Annotated in this window: 18 protein-coding genes and 1 riboswitch; of the genes, 10 read left to right on the plus strand and 8 right to left on the minus strand. The window is 70.1% G+C overall.

The genetic code is table 11. The features are described from left to right. Positions 1-152 precede the first annotated feature (152 nt). Positions 153-238: riboswitch (ZMP/ZTP riboswitch) on the plus strand. A gap of 22 nt (positions 239-260) precedes the next feature. Continuing rightward, entirely contained in the window at positions 261-1,127 is an 867-nt protein-coding gene (locus tag ACLQ2N_RS34780; protein ID WP_425819571.1) for a bifunctional 5,10-methylenetetrahydrofolate dehydrogenase/5,10-methenyltetrahydrofolate cyclohydrolase, read from the plus strand. A gap of 461 nt (positions 1,128-1,588) precedes the next feature. Here ACLQ2N_RS34780 and ACLQ2N_RS34785 read toward each other — a convergent pair whose 3' ends face one another. Both ACLQ2N_RS34785 and ACLQ2N_RS34790 read right to left on the minus strand, forming a co-directional pair. Next, on the minus strand, positions 1,589-1,903 hold the full coding sequence (locus tag ACLQ2N_RS34785) for a VOC family protein (RefSeq protein WP_425819735.1): 315 nt from the start codon (positions 1,901-1,903) through the stop codon (positions 1,589-1,591). Between the two features lie 80 nt (positions 1,904-1,983). Beyond that, positions 1,984-2,175: a hypothetical protein gene (locus tag ACLQ2N_RS34790; RefSeq protein ID WP_425819573.1), complete on the minus strand. Its 192-nt coding sequence runs from the start codon at positions 2,173-2,175 to the stop codon at positions 1,984-1,986. Positions 2,176-2,374: 199 nt separating this feature from the next. On the opposite strand from ACLQ2N_RS34790, the gene ACLQ2N_RS34795 reads away from it, so the two are divergent. Both ACLQ2N_RS34795 and ACLQ2N_RS34800 read left to right on the plus strand, forming a co-directional pair. Further along, positions 2,375-2,653, plus strand: coding sequence for a winged helix-turn-helix transcriptional regulator (locus ACLQ2N_RS34795; protein ID WP_425819575.1), 279 nt, complete (start codon positions 2,375-2,377; stop codon positions 2,651-2,653). 910 nt (positions 2,654-3,563) lie between these two features. Further along, positions 3,564-4,082: a hypothetical protein gene (locus ACLQ2N_RS34800; protein ID WP_425819577.1), complete on the plus strand. Its 519-nt coding sequence runs from the start codon at positions 3,564-3,566 to the stop codon at positions 4,080-4,082. A 183-nt stretch (positions 4,083-4,265) separates the two neighbouring features. On the opposite strand, the gene ACLQ2N_RS34805 is transcribed toward ACLQ2N_RS34800, so the two are convergent. Continuing rightward, complete coding sequence (locus tag ACLQ2N_RS34805; protein WP_425819579.1) at positions 4,266-4,889, minus strand: type III effector protein; 624 nt, start codon at positions 4,887-4,889, stop codon at positions 4,266-4,268. Positions 4,890-5,015: 126 nt separating this feature from the next. Between ACLQ2N_RS34805 and ACLQ2N_RS34810 the strand changes: the two genes are divergently transcribed. The 3 genes from ACLQ2N_RS34810 to ACLQ2N_RS34820 all read left to right on the plus strand — a co-directional run bounded on the left by ACLQ2N_RS34810 (position 5,016) and on the right by ACLQ2N_RS34820 (position 6,420). Then, a complete protein-coding gene (locus ACLQ2N_RS34810; RefSeq protein WP_425819581.1) occupies positions 5,016-5,447 on the plus strand; it encodes an Hsp20/alpha crystallin family protein in 432 nt (143 codons plus the stop codon). Positions 5,448-5,540: 93 nt separating this feature from the next. Beyond that, on the plus strand, positions 5,541-5,930 hold the full coding sequence (locus tag ACLQ2N_RS34815) for a DUF2267 domain-containing protein (protein ID WP_425819583.1): 390 nt from the start codon (positions 5,541-5,543) through the stop codon (positions 5,928-5,930). A gap of 46 nt (positions 5,931-5,976) precedes the next feature. Beyond that, on the plus strand, positions 5,977-6,420 hold the full coding sequence (locus ACLQ2N_RS34820; protein WP_425819585.1) for a DUF2267 domain-containing protein: 444 nt from the start codon (positions 5,977-5,979) through the stop codon (positions 6,418-6,420). Between the two features lie 236 nt (positions 6,421-6,656). On the opposite strand, the gene ACLQ2N_RS34825 is transcribed toward ACLQ2N_RS34820, so the two are convergent. After that, entirely contained in the window at positions 6,657-7,391 is a 735-nt protein-coding gene (locus ACLQ2N_RS34825; RefSeq protein WP_425819587.1) for a dienelactone hydrolase family protein, read from the minus strand. A 470-nt stretch (positions 7,392-7,861) separates the two neighbouring features. Then, positions 7,862-8,791, minus strand: coding sequence for an NADP-dependent oxidoreductase (locus tag ACLQ2N_RS34830; protein WP_425819589.1), 930 nt, complete (start codon positions 8,789-8,791; stop codon positions 7,862-7,864). A 233-nt stretch (positions 8,792-9,024) separates the two neighbouring features. On the opposite strand from ACLQ2N_RS34830, the gene ACLQ2N_RS34835 reads away from it, so the two are divergent. Beyond that, positions 9,025-9,981: an immunity 49 family protein gene (locus ACLQ2N_RS34835; protein WP_425819591.1), complete on the plus strand. Its 957-nt coding sequence runs from the start codon at positions 9,025-9,027 to the stop codon at positions 9,979-9,981. Between the two features lie 156 nt (positions 9,982-10,137). On the opposite strand, the gene ACLQ2N_RS34840 is transcribed toward ACLQ2N_RS34835, so the two are convergent. Continuing rightward, positions 10,138-10,692, minus strand: coding sequence for a dihydrofolate reductase family protein (locus tag ACLQ2N_RS34840; protein WP_425819593.1), 555 nt, complete (start codon positions 10,690-10,692; stop codon positions 10,138-10,140). 415 nt (positions 10,693-11,107) lie between these two features. Further along, positions 11,108-11,737 (minus strand): cysteine hydrolase family protein, encoded by a 630-nt coding sequence (locus tag ACLQ2N_RS34845; RefSeq protein ID WP_425819595.1) that lies wholly within the window; start codon positions 11,735-11,737, stop codon positions 11,108-11,110. Between the two features lie 119 nt (positions 11,738-11,856). On the opposite strand from ACLQ2N_RS34845, the gene ACLQ2N_RS34850 reads away from it, so the two are divergent. Both ACLQ2N_RS34850 and ACLQ2N_RS34855 read left to right on the plus strand, forming a co-directional pair. Then, entirely contained in the window at positions 11,857-12,882 is a 1,026-nt protein-coding gene (locus tag ACLQ2N_RS34850) for a GlxA family transcriptional regulator (RefSeq protein ID WP_425819597.1), read from the plus strand. 220 nt (positions 12,883-13,102) lie between these two features. Next, positions 13,103-13,924: an SAM-dependent methyltransferase gene (locus tag ACLQ2N_RS34855; protein WP_425819599.1), complete on the plus strand. Its 822-nt coding sequence runs from the start codon at positions 13,103-13,105 to the stop codon at positions 13,922-13,924. Positions 13,925-14,266: 342 nt separating this feature from the next. Here the strand turns inward: ACLQ2N_RS34855 and ACLQ2N_RS34860 are convergent, their stop codons facing one another. Beyond that, positions 14,267-14,653 carry a hypothetical protein gene (locus ACLQ2N_RS34860; RefSeq protein ID WP_425819601.1) on the minus strand — a complete coding sequence of 129 codons (387 nt, stop codon included), beginning with the start codon at positions 14,651-14,653 and terminating at the stop codon, positions 14,267-14,269. A gap of 415 nt (positions 14,654-15,068) precedes the next feature. Here ACLQ2N_RS34860 and ACLQ2N_RS34865 point away from each other — a divergent pair, with 415 nt between their 5' ends. Continuing rightward, on the plus strand, positions 15,069-16,286 hold the full coding sequence (locus tag ACLQ2N_RS34865) for an AMP-binding protein (RefSeq protein WP_425819603.1): 1,218 nt from the start codon (positions 15,069-15,071) through the stop codon (positions 16,284-16,286). Positions 16,287-16,339: the final 53 nt, after the last annotated feature.

Here is a 16,339-nt window from a genome sequence, read left to right on the forward strand (position 1 = left end):
CCATGCTGGGCCGTGCAAGACATCGACGGATGTCGAAACAGTCAAGGAGTAGCCGTGAACGAGCCCGCCACCACCGACCTGCCCGCCCTCTGCCTGACGCAGATCGTGAGCTGGGGCATCGTCCACTACACCTTCCCCGTCTACTACAGTTCGGCGTGGGCCGTGACTGGCGCTGAGGTGGAGTACCACCGGGGAGCGGCCTGACGAGATGTCGGTGCCGTGCGCCTGGGCGAGTGGTCAGCAACGCCCGGAGGGCAAGGATGTCCGCGACTCGCACGGCACAGCTCATGGATGGCACCGGTCTCGCCCAACGCATCGTCGACGACGCTGCTGCCAGGGCGGCGGAGATCTCACGACGAGCGGGGGCCAGCCCCTGCCTGGCGACGGTGCTGGTGGGAGAGGATCCCGCGTCGGCCACGTACGTCCGCATGAAGCGGGCGCGGTGCGCGAAGGCAGGCATCCGGTCGCGGCACATCGGTCTGCCCGCCACCACCACGACCGCCGAGCTGGTCGACACCCTCGCGGGCCTGTCCAGCGATCCGGAAGTGCACGGGATCCTGCTCCAGCACCCCTGCGGCCCGCACATCGACGAGCGAGCGGCGTTCGAGGCCATCGCTCCGGAGAAGGACGTTGACGGGGTCACGATGCATTCCTTCGCCGCGATGAGCTTCGCGCTGCCGGGCTTCGTGTCCTGCACTCCGGGCGGAATCATGCGGTTGCTGGAAGCGTACGACGTCGAACTTGCCGGCAAGCACGCCGTTGTGGTGGGTCGCAGCGCGATTCTCGGCAAACCGGCCGGGATGCTTCTGCTCGCCAAGGACGCGACGGTGACGTACTGCCACTCCCGCACGGCTGATCTGTCGGCGATCGTCCGGGAAGCGGATGTCCTGGTAGCGGCCGTGGGGCGGCCTCGGTTGATCCGCGGTGAGGACATCAAACCTGGCGCGGTGGTGATTGACGCCGGCTACAACCCGGGCAACGTCGGAGACGTGGACCACGACACCGCCCTCACCCGAGCCCGACTGATCACTCCGGTTCCCGGTGGCGTTGGGCCGATGACCATCGCCGTCCTGCTCGCGCAGACCGTGGACGCCGCCGCGAAACAGCTCGGCATGCAGCATCGCTGACGCCTTGCCAGCCCGTTGATGCCGTGTCCGCCAGGTTGTCGCTCAGAGCGAGAGCCCGTATGTCGGCCTGGCGGGCGGTTCTGCGGTTGGCGGCTCACTGCCTGTTGGGCACGGTGAGCCGCCGAAGGGGAGGCCGGTCCGCGAAGGCGGCCGTGGACCGTTCGCGGCTGACCTGCCGCCGGGGCGAGCACGATGAAGACGATCACGCCGGTGACCAACCACCTGCCGGCAGTCTTTTTTCGCGTGCCGCGATTCGCCTTCCGGAGACGCGCGGCCTCGTGTGCCGGGCTTCGGGTGTGGTCGGTCAGCGATCGCCGCTTCGTGGCGGCTCCACTCGGACCTCGCGGTGCTGTCGGCAGACGGTCGGACTCTGAAGTGGGACGGCCTCCTCGCGGTGCCATCGGTCGCTTCTGGCGGCCGATGGCACCGTGGAGGTCGATGGCCCGACGACGGTCGGCGCGTCAGGCGTCGTAGCAGAGGCAGAAGGGGTGGCCGGCCGGGTCGAAGAGCACGCGGACGTTGTCCTGCGGCTGGGTTTCCGCCAGGGTGGCACCCAGGGCTACCGCCTCGGTGACTGCCGAGTCCAGGTCCCCGACCTGGAAGTCGAAGTGCATCATCGGGCGCTGTTCCCCGTCGACGGGGGGCCAGACCGGAGCGCGGTAGCCGTCCGCCTGCTGGAACACGAAGAAGGGGCCCTCGGGGGAGGCGGCGACGATGGCCGTTCCCGGCTCTTCGTGTCCGACTGCGGGCTCAGCCCGGTGAACGGGGCTGTCCAGGACGGTTCCGACGCCGTGATCACGCGAGGCACCGCAGGATCATCGCACCTTCGGGCGGCAGCCTTGGAGGCCACCTGGCCTCAGAACTCAAACCAGAGGCCGATGTTCGGGTGGACCCGTTCGCGCAGGCAGTTTGAGTGTGAATAGGCCTGCTGCCGCACGGTATCGCCTCGCACCAGGTCAACCGCACCGAGCCTGAGCTTGGTTGCTGCCCCGTCCTGGTCGAGATCGATGACCTGATAGCAGAAGCAGCAGATGGGGTTCGGGTTCAACGATGCCCTCTCAAGTTACTGAGACAACAGCTCCGGCCGCGCTGTCCTGCAGACCCTACGTCGAACAGGACGCCGAAAACGGGGCAGCCCTCAGGTACCTGGCAGGATTCTGGTTCCTGTTGCATACCTACAGTGAAACCGGCTGTGACCTGCGTCAATAGGCACTTTAGGCATCCCGGGGGTCGCGGAGGATACCGCTATGGCCGCTTCTGAGGCCGTCTACCGGGCCATTGCCGAGCACGGCGTGGTGTTTCGGGCCGACTGTCCGAGCCGGCCCATCCTCGATCAGATCGCCGACAAACGGTCGATGATGGTGATGGCAGTCCTGGTCGAACCACGCCGGTTCAACGAGATCAAGCGCCGCCTCGACGGCGTCACGCAACGTGTTCTCACGCAGACCCTGCGCCGCCTCGAATGCAACGGGATGGTCGAGCGCCGCGTGCTGCCGACCTGCCGGTCGGCGTCGAGTACGCGCTGACCCCTCTCGGTGAATCCCTGCGCGAGCCGTTCGCCCACCTCTACGACTGGACCGTGGCGGACGCCTCCGAGATCCAAGCTACGGCAGCAACATCCTGCTGCAGAACCAGTACGGCGGCGGCTCCTACCTCGACACCAACGGCGTTTCCAGCCAGTCCGGCGGCGCCAAGTACGACGTTGTCACAAGCCACTACACCGACCGCGGCACCGGCACGGGCTCCCGGAAGGTCCTGCCCTCCAGCTGAACCCCGCCGTCCGCGGCCTTTGTGTGACCTCGTCACTCCGCTGCCCTGGCCAGTTCGAGGTTGGCGAAGGCAGCGAGTTGCTCCGAGCTGAGCTGCTCGTGCTGTGCGCGGTGTCGGAGACCCACGCGTCCAGTTTCACCGGCCCTGGGTCCGCTTCACCGTCGACCGCGATTTCCACGACCCGCTGCGAGGGACGGGCCGCTGCCTTTCCTGCTCCACCCACCGGACCACAGCTGCGAGGCCGCACTGGGACGCGGCCTCGGCCTTGCTTCCGGCGTTGCTTCCGGCCTTGTGGGCCCCTTTGTCGTGGAGGGCGCCGTCGGGCCGCGAGACGGGCCCACGGAGGCGTGGATGCCCAGCGTGTCAACCGCTCGCGCTGTTCGAGCAGAAGCTGCGCTCAGGTGGCCGCCACGGCAAGTTCCCACCGCACCAACTGGCTGCCGTGGCACTCGAGTCCCTGCGCCGCCATGACGCGCTCTCCATATCGCCGTTGCCCTCGGGATGGCTGCGGCCGGCGTGGGACAGCCCCGTGCCGGAGAAGCACGCCGCACCTGTGTACCAATCAGGTGCCGATGTCCAGACGGCAGAGGTGACGCGGGTGTCCCGACGGGATGATCACCTTGTTCCGTACTTCTGCTTGTTTCTGAGTGCACTTCGGGGGACCTCATGTACCGCTTCACCCGCCGCACCGGCAGCGCTCTGACTGCCGTCGCGCTGATTACCGGCATGGCAGCCGCCTGCTCTGAGTCGCCTTCGGCGTCCGAGGCTTCGCAGCCCGAAAAGGCGGCGAGCTCCACGGCGGCTCCCCACGTGCAGTCTCCCTCCCAGTCCGGCAGGGAGCAGTTGAGCAAGAAAGCCGGCGACTTGCTCAATATGGAGGAGCGCCTGGAGTCGGACGACAAGGGCTTGGTTTCGGCCGGAACCCTCGCAGTGCCAGGGCAGAACGTCGACGAGACCATCGAGTCGCGCACGGTCCTGCGCGTGGAGGTGGCGTGTGCAGGGGAGGGCTCGGTGACCTTCACGGTCTCCTCAGGCGCCGCCAGGACCGCGGAGCACGTCGACTGTACGCAGCCTACGACGAGCGGTTTCGACTTCACCACGGCCGGGCCGAGTCTCGCGATCCAGGCGGACTCACCCGAGGAAGACAGGGTGGGCACGGCCTACATCGTGAGCCGCGCCTCCTGAATTGATACGGCCATTCGAAGCCGACGTGCTTCGTACCGGCCGCCGTCCGGGCATACCGCCGCCCGACCGTTCCGCACTGGCCGCGCCCACCGTGAGCGCCGTTCTTCCGACCCTCCCACCACGCGCACAGGAGGACGGGCGGCGACGGTCTGCGGAACGCCGCACGAGGGCGAAACGCGGTCGTCAGGGAGGAGTGAGGTCGTCGGTCCGGGCGGCCAGGTCGCCATGCGTACCGGTCAGGTGATGCCGCGTGGCGGCCAGCGGGGCGATGAGGTCGGCAGGGTCGTCGTGGGCCAGGGCCGCACGGAGCTCGCCGACAGGCCGGCGGGCCGCAGGGGGCAGGTCGGTGAGGGCGATGATCTGTCCGGCGAGACGGCGCAGGTCGGCCGCGTTGCGCCGCGCCCAGGCGGCGGTGTCGCGGTCGGCCGCCCGGGCCTGGCGGGTGGCTTGCACGCGCTGCTCGCCGGTCGTCCCCGCCGGGCCCGGGCGACCCCGCAGGTAGCGGCGCTCGGCGGCCTGCCGGCTGGCGACACCGAGGGGAGGGGCGAGGTCCGCCCAGCTCGCTCCCGCGTCACGGGCCGTTTCGATCAGACCGGTCTCCCACCCGGCGAGCTGTTCGCGTACCTGCCGCAGCAGCGACAGAGACGCCAGGGCCTGTTCCGGGCCGGGAGCCGGAGCGTCGGGACTTCCGTGCCGGGCTTCGCGAAGAGCGTCGTCAATGGCCCGCAGGGCCGCCGCGGCGGCGAGGAACGACACCGGACTGTGCGCGCCGGCGCTGGGCGAGGACGGCTGATCGGCCGCAGCCATGGGTCCCTCCTTCGAACGTCATCGATCGGATGACATCGCAGTTGTCATCATTTCGATGACATGTTACAACGGTGTCAGTGAGGCGCATTGGCAGCAACTGCCTGAACCCACTGGAGGTGTTTCCCCATGTTGATGCGCACTGACCCCTTCCGTGAGCTGGACCGGCTGGCGCAGCAGATGATGAGCACGGGCACCTGGTCGAGGCCGTCGGTGATGCCGATGGACGCCTATCGCGAGGGCGACCAGTACGTGGTGGCCTTCGATCTGCCCGGCGTCGCCTCGGACGCCATCGACATCGACGTCGAGCGCAACATGCTCACCGTCAAGGCCGAGCGTCGGCCGGTGGCGAAGTCCGACGACGTACAGGTCGAGCTTTCGGAGCGGCCGCTCGGCGTCTTTTCCCGGCAGATCGTGCTCGCCGACACCCTCGACACCGAGCACATCCAGGCCGACTACGACGCAGGAGTCCTCACCCTGCGCATCCCGATCGCCGAGCGCGCCAAGCCCCGCAAGATCGCGGTCGGCGTCGGCTCGGGACGCCAGGAGATCTCCGGCTGAGACCAGCCCGGCACCTGCGGAGAGCGGCTGCCTGACCGGGCACTTCCGCCCTCCGCACCCCCGGGACCGTCCGAAGGAATGGGGTGCGGCGAGATGACTTGGCGACGCGATGCGTTCCTCGACCACGTCAAGGAGCGCGGCGCTTACGAAACCCTGGAAGAGGCCGAGCGCGCGGCACGCGTGGTACTCGCCCTGCTGGGTGCGCACCTGGCCGGTACGGTCCGCGCCCAGCTCGCCGCACGCCTTCCCGACGAGTTCGCCCTGATCCTCCTCAATCCGCTGCAGAGCGCCGAACCGCTCCCACCGGAACGATTCGTCCGCGCTGCCGCGGCCTGGATCGAGGGCGCCACCGAGAAGACCGCGGCCTGGGATGTCAGCGCCGTGCTGTCGACGGCCGCCGACGCCGTCGGCGACGCCCTGCTGGAACAGATCCTGCTCCAGCTCCCCACCGGCTACGACCTCCTCTTCGGCCACCCCACCTGACCTGACGCACCACTCCACTCCGGCTTCGAGAAAGGCATGGACCGCAGTGACCACCGACGTACGCGCACCGCTCGGGCACCAGCAGCAGTACTCGACGGCGTACGAACAACTGCTGGAGAAAGTCCGCTACGAAGGCGCCTATCCCACCCGCGAGCGCGCCGAGGAAGCAGTCCGCCTGGTCCTCGCGGGGCTCGGGCGTCAGCTGACCGGCGACGAACGCGTGGAGCTGGCCCGCTGCCTGCCCACGGAGGCCGCACGGGTCCTGACCGCGCAGGTCCCCGGCCTCCAGCCGCTGACCGGCTGGGCGTTCGTCAAGGACCTGGCCACCCGCTCCGGCGCGGCCCTGGCTCCTACCCGCTGGGATACCGGATCCGTCTTCGCGGCCGTCGCCGCCCACGCGGGCCCCGACCTGATCACGCGTGTCCTGCGTCAACTCCCCACCGGCTACGCACTGCTCTTCGGCCGTGCCGAACTCGCCCGGGCCGCGTAACCGCAAGGGCCCTGCCCCTGCCTGGGAGCCGGCAGCGGGTTCACCCGGCCGTACAGGGAGCCCGGTCGCGGGGCCCCGGCAGGCGCGGGCCGTGCGCCGCGCGGATGCCGGTTCCGACGCTGCTTCGGAGGCCGGAACGGGGCCGGTGAGGGCGGGCCGCGCCCGCCCTCACGCCGGCTTCGAAAAACGCTGGGAATCCGGCCCCGTGCAAGGGGTCCGGATTCCGAGCCGGAGCCTCAGCTACTGGCCAGGGTGCGATCGAGAAGGGGGAACAGGCGGTCCCAGTGGCGCTGCAGCGCGGCGGGGTTGAAGGCGTCGGTGTCGGACATGGTGAAGCCGTGGACGGTGCCGGGGTAGATCTCGGAGGTGTAGCCGACCCCTGCGGCGTCCAGGGCCTGGCCGAGCTCAGCCAGGGTCTCGGGTGTCATGTCGCCTTCGGCGTGGCCGAGGTGGACCTGGGCGGTGAGCTTGGAGAAGAGGCCGGGGCCGTCGACGCCCACCGGGCCGTGGAAAGCGGCGAGGGCGGCCACTCGGCCGGGGTGGGCTGCGGCGGTGCGCATCGCGTAGAGGCCGCCGATGCAGTAGCCGGTCACCGCGACCGGTCCGGCGCTGACTTCGGGCTGGGCGGCGAGGAAGCTGAGGTAGGCGTCGGCGTCGCTCAGGACACGTTCGGCGGTGTGCGCCTCGATCAAGGGCATCAGCTGGGCGAAGACCGCGGGCCGGACCTCTTCTCCGATGTGCTCGGGAAGTTCGATCACCGGTGCCGGGCCGTGCCGGTAGAAGAGGTTGGGGACGAGCACGTAGTACCCGTGGCCGGCCAGTTCGCGGGCCATCTCCCGCAGCACGGGCCGGATGCCGAATCCGTCCGGGTACATCAACACCCCCGGGTGCTGCTCGCTGTTGTCGGGGAAGGCGGCGAACGCGTCGGCTTGGCCGTCCGCGGTGAAGATGTGCAGCGTCTTGGTGGGCATGATTTCTCCTGTCGTGGTTGACGTATTGAGTCGATGTCAATACGACAGGGGGCGGAGCCCGCGCAGCAGTGCCGGATTCTCGATCCCACAGCGGGCCGGCTCCGGCCCGTACGGCGCTCAGAGGAGAGCCGGGTCACCCATCCGTGTGTGGCGCAATGCCGTCCCGGTAGTCATCACCGCACAACGTAGCCCACCGGACAGGATGGTGCCAGCCCTCCAAGCCCACCGTGCTGTTCGCGGGTCTCGGGCAGCAGGGGGGCGGCGCCCCACGCTCGGTGCGGGCGCCGACGGGCAGTCGGCCGTGGGCGCACAGGAAGCGAAACGATTGGCTTCGGTCAGCAGGGGCTTCAAGGGCTGAGGGGTGTGTCCTCGAAGGGCAGGCGGATCACACGAGGTGGACCCGGGCCGACTCCCGGACGGCCAAGCTGCCGCCCTCGGCCCGAGGCCGGCAGCTCCCCGTGTGTCCGGGGTCAGGGGACGAGGACGAGCTTGCCGTCGATCTTGCCCGCCTCGCCGAGCCGGTGCGCTTCGGCGGCGCTCGACAGCGGGAGCGCCGAGTGGAGCGTCACCCGCAGTGCTCCCGTGGCGGCCATGCCGGCGATGGCCCGCATACCGGCGTGGTCGGACTGCACCATCATGCTGCGGTACCGCACGCCGCGTTCGCCGGCCAGGGCGAGGGCTTCGTCGTCGGCCCCGAGGAGGGAGACGAGCACGCCCCCACGGCGTACGGCACGCAGGGAGTCCAGCCGCGTCTGCCCGGTGAGCGGGACAAGCGCGGCATCGGCGTCGGTGAGGACGTCGCTGATGGTGGTGGTGCGGTAGTCGAAGACGTGGTCCGCGCCCAGGGAGCGTACGAACTCCGCGTCGGCGGCCGATGCCGTGGCCGTCACGTCGGCGCCGAGGTGGCGGGCGATCTGTACGGCGAGATGTCCCACGCCGCCGGCACCGCCCTGGATCAGCACCCGCTGCCCGGGACGGAGCCCAGCGGTGTCGTTCAGCGCCTGCCAGGCTGTGAGCGAGGCCAGGGGCAGCGCCGCGGCCTGCGTGAAGTCGATGCTGTCGGGCTTGGCGGCGAAGGCCCGGGCCGGGCCCGTGGCGTACTCGGCGTAGCCGCCGGGTTCGTACGGATACGGCAGCATCCCGAAGACAGCGTCGCCCTCATCGAAGATCGTGACACCGACGCCGACCTTGTCGACGACACCGGCCACGTCCCAGCCGGTCGTGGCGGGCAGGCCGTGGTCGTAGGGAATCGTGCCGTCGCGGTGCTTCCAGTCGGTCGGGTTCACGCCCGCTGCGGCGACCCGGACACGGATCTCGCCCACGCCCGGCTCGGGAAGCGGCCGTTCGGTCTCGGTGAGGACCTCGGGCCCTCCGTAGGTGTGCTGAATGATCGCGCGCATGCGTGCGGCTCCTTGTGACGGGCGGTGGGCAGTGAAGGGACCGGGATCAGGGCGCGTCGGTGCAGTGAGCGACGCTGACCGCCATCTTGGCGGTCCGCGCCTTGGATTCCGTGTAACGGCGGGCGTCGGCGACGTCCTCGGTGCATGGGCCCTCGAAACCTCGAACGTCTCCTGTCAGTGCCCATGGGTAGCGTGCTTCGTCCAGCCGGGAAGTGCGTGAAGGGACGGGGTACGTGCGGGACGTGGCAGCACATCAGGTCGGCGAGCAGCGGTTGGCCGAGGCGCTCGACGACATCCACGGGCGGGCCTACAAGCGGTGGCATTCGCTGCGGTACTCCAGCGTCTCGCCGACGCTGATCCGGGCCATGGCGGACGAACTGCTCGACCATGTCGCCGCTCGAACGGTGACGGAGCCGGGGCTCGACGCCGCGGCCCGCACGGTCGCCGTCACCGCCGCGGAGTGCGTGCACGGAGTGCTGAGCATCCTGTGCTTCCCGGACGGGGACCAGGAACTCCGGTTCCCCCTCGTCGGGGAGCGGATCGGCACAGACCCGGACGACGACGAGTTCGGCGACGGGCCCGTCACCTTCCGGGACGTGGTCAAGGAGGCGCCCACCGCGCGGACATGGCTCGACACGTTCGAAGTGTGCGTCGTCAGCGGCCACATCTGGGACTGGGAGCGCGTCACCGGTCTCCTGCTGCGCGACGACTACGCGCCCGCCATACGTGACGGCGCGCCCTACAACCGGTACACCTCCGTCTCCGCTCCCGCCGACCTCGCCGCAATGGACGCCCTGTGCTCCTACCTCACCGAGGCGACCGGACATCTGCCCCGTGACTGGCCCACGGTTCCGCTGCGCAAGCCGCACGCGGGGGAGCGCGCGGAAGCAGCCCGGCGGCTCGACGAGGCCGGCGACGCGCTGAGCGCGGATCAGCGGCTGCTCCGCGTACTCCTCGACGACGACCGGCATGCCTTCGAGGACGCCCTCGCCGCCCGGCTGGTCGCGTACCGCGAGCGCGCCGAGCCCGACGCCGCCGACACCGCGCCCCGGTCCCTGCTTCCCCTCGGGACCCTTGCCCTGGCCTGCCTGGCCGTCCAGGTGCATGGGTGGGAACTCGGCGTGCGGTCCGGGTACCTGCCGTACGGTCTGCTCGCGAGGCCGGCGCCGAGCAGGGTCGTCGGTCCGTAACGCGAAGTCCTTCGCAGGACATGCGCAGCGCGTCACTGTCGTACCTGGACCGGGTTGTGCCGGCGCGCGCGTCGTTCCGGACCGGTTTCGCTGACCGGCGCGGGTCCGCTCCCTGCGCCGCCTCGGCCGTCGGCAGGCGAGACCGGCCGTTGCGGCTCAGCCGGCCCGGTAGCGCGTGTAGATCAGTCCGCTGTCGAACGCACGCTCCTCGACCAGGTCGAGATCGAGGCGCACGCCGTCGGGGAAGAACCGCTTGCCACCGCCGACCACGCTCGTGGTGATGAACAGGTGGTACTCGTCCACCAGCCCGGCCTCGATCGCCTGGGCCGCGAGGTTCGGACCGTCGACGGTGATGTCGTGATCGGCCGCGGCCTTGAGCTCACGCACCGCATCCGGGTCAAAGGTTCGCTCGATCCGGGTCTTCGCGCTGGACACCGACTCAAGGGTCGTGGAGTACACGATCTTCTCCGCGGCCTGCCAGTCGCGGGCGTACTGCAGGATGTGCGGCGGCTGGTCGGGCTCGGCGTGCGCGGTTTCCCAGTAGACCATCGTCTCGTACATCCGGCGGCCGTAGAGGTACGTGCCGACGGGGCGGAAGAGGTCGTTGATGAAGGTGTGCACCTCCTGGTCGTCGGCCCCGGTGCCGAGGCCGCCCTCCGCCTCGGCGTAGCCGTCGAGTGAGGTGACCATCGAGTAGATGAGCTGTGCCATGTGTCTCCTTCGGGCACGGGGGCGTCTGCCTGTGAGCGGCCGTGCGGTCATGACCGCCGCACGCCCCGGAACTCATCGGTCTCTCGACCGCCCACCCCCTGCACAGATGTGGCAGAGGGAGGAGCCCACAGCGGCCGACGGGCCTCAACTCCCTCACACGATCGCCTACGCCAGGCCGAAAACGTCCGCCGGCATGCCGTTCGAGCCGCGAGCAGGACCTCCCCGTCGTGCCCCGTACCGGCGGACTGCCCCGCCACCTTCAGGGCCACCGCGACCGTCGCCGCAGGAATCGCCCTTGCCTCCCGGTCACCGTAACCGTGCCAGGGCGCGCCCTTGTTGTCGCCACAGGCCGCCGAGGGAGAGCGCCGCGGGGGCGTACCCGCGGGGCGTCTCCCTCGTGGAGGGCGGGGTGCCGTCAGTGAGCGGCGCGGCCCTGCAGGGCCGAGGTAACGAGATCGCTCCTGGCGGATCGCTCTCCGTCGGCGACGGCCGATGCCCAGCCGTCGGTGGTGGTGACCGCCGCCCAGTTCGAGTGCAACAGCGTCATCAGGGTTTCGTGGACCTGCTGCGCGGACGCGGCCCCCGCCTCGTTGGCGAGGTGCACCGCGCCGGTCGCGTCGGAGAGGACCTCGACCGTGAGACCGAGAGGCTCGGCGGCGGCGGACGTGGCCAGGACACAGTTGTTCGTCATGTAGCCGACCAAGGTCAGCGTGTCGATCTCGTTCTGCCGGAACCATTCGGCGAGACCGGTGGAACTGAAGATGTCGGAAAAGCTCTTGGTCACCCGCTTGGCTGTGGAGCCGAGGCGGCGCTCCACCTCGGGGTGGAGTTCCCAGCCGGGGGAGCCCGCCGCGAAGACCGGGACCCCTTCCGGGGACTCGTGCCGGAGGGCGACCACGGGCATGCCCGCCCGCGCGGCGGTGTCCAGGGCGCGCAGGATGTTCGCCAGCGACGCGTCGCGGGGCGGGTACTGGATGCTCAGCGGTCCGTCGAAGTACTCCTGCTGCACGTCGATGAGGACAAGGGCGCGGCGTGGGGCGGTCAACGTTCTCTCCTGTTCCTGGGCGGATGCGGCGCGGAGGGCGCCGCGGACTCCATCCTCCTGGGGCCGTCGGCGCTACAGTGAGTGGCAGAAAAGCAATAATCGATGGGATCAGGACAGGCATGCGCATCGCCCTTCACGCCTTCGACGGGATCACCGCGTTCCATCTCGCCGCGCCCCTGCTCGTGTTCGGTGAAGTGGCCCGGCAGGGCCTGGCCCAGGGCTGGACCACCACGGTGTGGAGCGCGGGCGCGCGCCCGGTCCGCACCTTGGAGGGGATCCTGATCGGCGACCTCGCAGGGCCCGCGGCGGCGGAGACGGCCGACCTGCTCGTCTTCCCTTCCTGGCCGACCGACCTCCCGGAACCGGACGGCGAGTGCGTCGCCCTGATCCGCAACGCGCATGCCCGCGGGGCGGGGATCACCGGGCTCTGCCTCGGCGCGTTCCCCGTGGCGGGCAGCGGCGTGCTCGACGGTCGCACCGTGGCCACCCACTGGGCTGCGGCGGAACAACTGGCCGAACGGTATCCCGCCGTGGACGTGCACGCGGACGCCCTCTACCTGGACCACGGTGACGTGCTCACCTCAGCCGGCACTGCCTCCGGGCTGGACGCCTGCCTCCACATCGTCCGCAACCGGCTGGGATCCGCGGCGGCCGCCACCGTGGCGCGCCATCTCGTCATCGCGCCCCACCGGGAAGGAGACCAGGCCCAGTACATCGACCGGCCCGTGCCCGACGACGCCGCGGGGCCCATCGGCGACACGATCACCTGGGCCCTGGCCAACCTCGACCAGCGGCTGTCCGTCACCGAACTCGCCGCCCACGCGCACATGAGCACCCGCAACTTCTCCCGCCGCTTCTACGAGACGACCGGCATGAGCCCGGCCAAGTGGATCCTCACCCGCAGGCTCGACGAGGCCCGCAGACTGCTGGAGACGACCACCTGGAGCATCGCCCGCATCTCGGCAGCATGTGGATTCGCCAGCGCCGTGACCTTCCGGCAGAACTTCTCCGCGCACTACGCGACCACACCGACGTCGTACCGCCACCGCTTCACCCACCACACGGATGCGGCATCTGCCCAGGCGGGACCGTTGACGGGCCTTGACCCCTGGACGACGGCGCCGGCGCAGGTCCGGCGCCCTTGAGGAGCACCTCCTGTCCGGCAACGGATGCGTCGGCACCATCGGCGCCCTCGGCATGGCCCTGGGCATCGGCCGTGAGGGCAGACGCCCGCCCCTGCGACGCGATGAGTCAGACCGAAGTGACCCGAGGGCAAGGGTGGTCCGCGCGGCACAGTGTGTTCAAATGACTCTGGCCAGAGCGTTGTTATGTGAACCGAACGTGCCATAGCGCGAAGGAGATCGTGTGTTCCCCAACGGGTCGTTCGAACAGGGAAAGCCGCACCCGGCGCGCGTCTACGACAGCCTTCTCGGTGGCAAGGACAACTACCCCGTGGACCAAGCCGTCGCGGAGGGCATCGCCCAGCGCTGGCCGGAAATCCAGCGCAGTGCGCGGCAGAACCGGGCATGGATGGCGCGCGCTGTACGGCACATGGTGAAAGAGGGCGGTGTCACACAGTTCCTGGACATCGGCACCGGCATCCCCACCCGGCCCAACCTGCACGAGATCGCTCAAGGCATGGTGCCCTCGGCTCGGATCGTCTACGTGGACAACGACCCCGTGGTGCTCCGGCACGCCGAGGCGCTGCTCACCCCGATATCATCCGAGGGCCGATCGACCTACCTGCAAGCCGACCTGCGTGACCCGCGTGCGGTACTGGAATCGCCCGAGGTGACCGGGACACTCGACATGACACGTCCGGTGGGCCTGGTCCTGGCCGCGATCCTTCACTTCCTCGACGACGACGAGGACCCGGCGGGCGTCCTGCGGGTTCTCGTGGACGCTCTTCCGGCCGGCTCGTATGTCGCGTTGTCCCATGCCTGTGGTGACGCAGATCCCGTCAGGGCAGCGGAGGCATCGGCCTTCTACCGGCAGAACAAAGTCTCCAAGCCCGTGGTGCTGCGCACACAGAAGCAGATCGAGGAATTCTTCACCGGACTGGAACTGCTGGAACCGGGCGTAGTAACCGTCGACCGCTGGCGCCCGGACGCATCGGTGTCCGAGGGGGAGGGGCCTGACGACATGGGGTTCCGTGGCGGCCTGGGCCTCAAGCACGGAACTGCCTGAGGGGGAGCCCCCCGGGGCCTGGCCGCGTTCCTGGACGGACGGCAGACCGAGGGCTCGCGTTGCCGCGACCAAGCACCGGCCCCTGCTGCCGCAGGCCTGTCAGTGGGTCTGGACGATGCCCGTGCCCGCGTCGACGACGCGCTCGCTGCCGCCGGTGCCCGAGGCAGCGGCAACAGCACTGCGGCGGCCGTGTCGAGCAGCTGATGCCGCGTGGCCTCCCACGACGAAGGGGCCGGACCGGGCGGCATCAGCGGCTCGGTCCGGCCCCCGGCGCATCAGCGGTCTCGGACCGGGCGGGTGCGTCCGGTCAGGCCGTCCGGCGGTCCCGGTGGCGCCTGTCGGTCAGTGGTCGTTGAACCACTTGACCGTGTAGTGCGTGGTGGTGTGGGGGTCGAGCTGGAAGTACACGTAGTGGTTCTCCAGCGGGTTGTACCTCGCGCCGTCGCTCGCACGGTGCGACTTGCAGTCTCCGTAGCCCGTGGAGACGGTCATGTCGTAGCCGACGTCGCCGGGGCTGTCCTCGTAGACGATGACCGTCGCCGAACGGCCGTTCTTCTTCGAGTCGCACACCTTGACGATGTCGCCGTGCTCCTCGAAGTAGACGGTCACGCCGTCGTAGGACTTGGTGTGGTCCCAGTCGATGGCGGAGGCGCTGCCGGCGTTCAGTGTCAGCGCGGCGGCGGCGAGCATGATCGTGCCTGCGGCGGTGCCGGTCTTGCGGAACTTCATATGGCTCCCTTGCATCGGTGAGGACTTCCTTTCGGGGTAGCACGCTAGTCCCAGGAAGTTGGCAGGTGCATGGATCGCCGTCTTGGTGACGTAGTTGAGACGGTCCCGGGAAATTTGAGACAGCGAGGGGTGCGTCCCGCTCGCGGGCGAGCGGTTCGGCCCGCCGTTGGCGGCCGGCCCCGGAACAGGCAGTGGCGCCCGGAGGGCACGGCGGGACTTCCCGCGGTCGGGGGGCGACCGGGAGGCCGGGCGTTTCCGGGGCCCTGCGTGCGGCTCCCGCGGCAGGTCAGGGGTCGGCAGGGGGGTGGCCGCCTCGGATCCAAGCGGATTTTTAGGACGGCCACCGAGCATGGGTCCGACCGGGGCCGGACACACGGGGTCCCCGGCGGTCCGATCAGCGGCGCGAGGGGGAACGATGCCGAACCCGACCACATTCACCGAGCTCGTACGGGAACGAACCGAGGCGCTGGCCGGTGCCGACGTCCACATCGAGCTCTCCCACCGGGGCGGGGGAGTCGCGGCCCGGCACATGACGTACGCGGAGCTGGACCGGCGGGCCCGCGGCATCGCCTCGGTGCTCCAGGACCGGGGCGCCGCGGGAACGCCGGCGCTCCTGCTGTACTCCTCGACGGCCGACTTCCTGGCGGCCTATGCCGGCTGCCTGTACGCGGGAGTGGTCGCCGTGCCGGCGCCGCTGCCCGGCGGCGGTCCGCGGGGCGGCCGGACCGACCGGGTGACCTCCGTCCTGCGGGACACCGGCGCGCGCCTGGTCCTGACCGGCTCGGCGACCGCACCGGAGGTGTCGCAGTGGCTCGCCGGCTCGCTCCTCGACGGTGTCACCTGCCTGGCGACCGATCTGTCCGGCCTGGGGGACCCGGACGCGTGGCGGCCGACGCGGACCCGCCCCGACGACCTGGCCTTCCTCCAGTACACCTCGGGCTCGGTGTCCGATCCGCGCGGCGTCATGGTCTCCCACCGCAACCTGATGGCCAATCAGTTGCTGTTGCAGCAGGTGCTCGGCACCACGCAGGCGGACCGCTTCGGCGGATGCTCCCGCACTTCCACGACATGGGGTTCCATCGCCCACCTCCTCCACCCGGTCTGGCTGGGCAGCCACTCCGTCCAGATGTCCCCGGTCTCGTTCGTGCAGCGACCGCTGCGCTGGCTCCAGGCCGTCGACGCGTACGGCGTGACCGTCGGGGGCGGCCCCAACTTCTGCTACGACCTGTGCACCACGCGGGTCACGGACGAGGAGATCGCCGGCCTCGACCTCTCCCGCTGGCGACTGGCGCTCAACGGTGCCGAACCGGTGCGCCCGGCGACCCTCGACGCCTTCGCGAAGCGCTTCGCCCCGGCGGGACTGCGGGCAGAGGCGCTCTACCCCTGCTACGGCCTGGCCGAGGCCACCCTCCTGGTCTCCGCCGGCGCGCCCGGCGCTCCGTCCGCCACCCTGACCGCCGACCCGGCCGTGCTGGAACAGGGCAGGCTCGCCCCGGCCCCGGAGCCCGCCGCCGGGCGCGCCCGACGTTCCGCGCCGTCCTGGAAGGCGGCGAGACCGGTTTCCTGCGCACCGGGGACCTCGGAGTGGTCGAGGACGGAGACCTGTATGTCACGGGCCGGCTCAAGGAACTGATCATTCTCAACGGCCGCAACCTCTTCCCCCAGGACGTCGAGTACGCGGTGCGC

Origin of the sequence: Streptomyces sp. DT224, assembly GCF_049844595.1 — a bacterium.
In the GTDB taxonomy this organism is placed as follows: Bacteria; Actinomycetota; Actinomycetes; order Streptomycetales; family Streptomycetaceae; genus Streptomyces.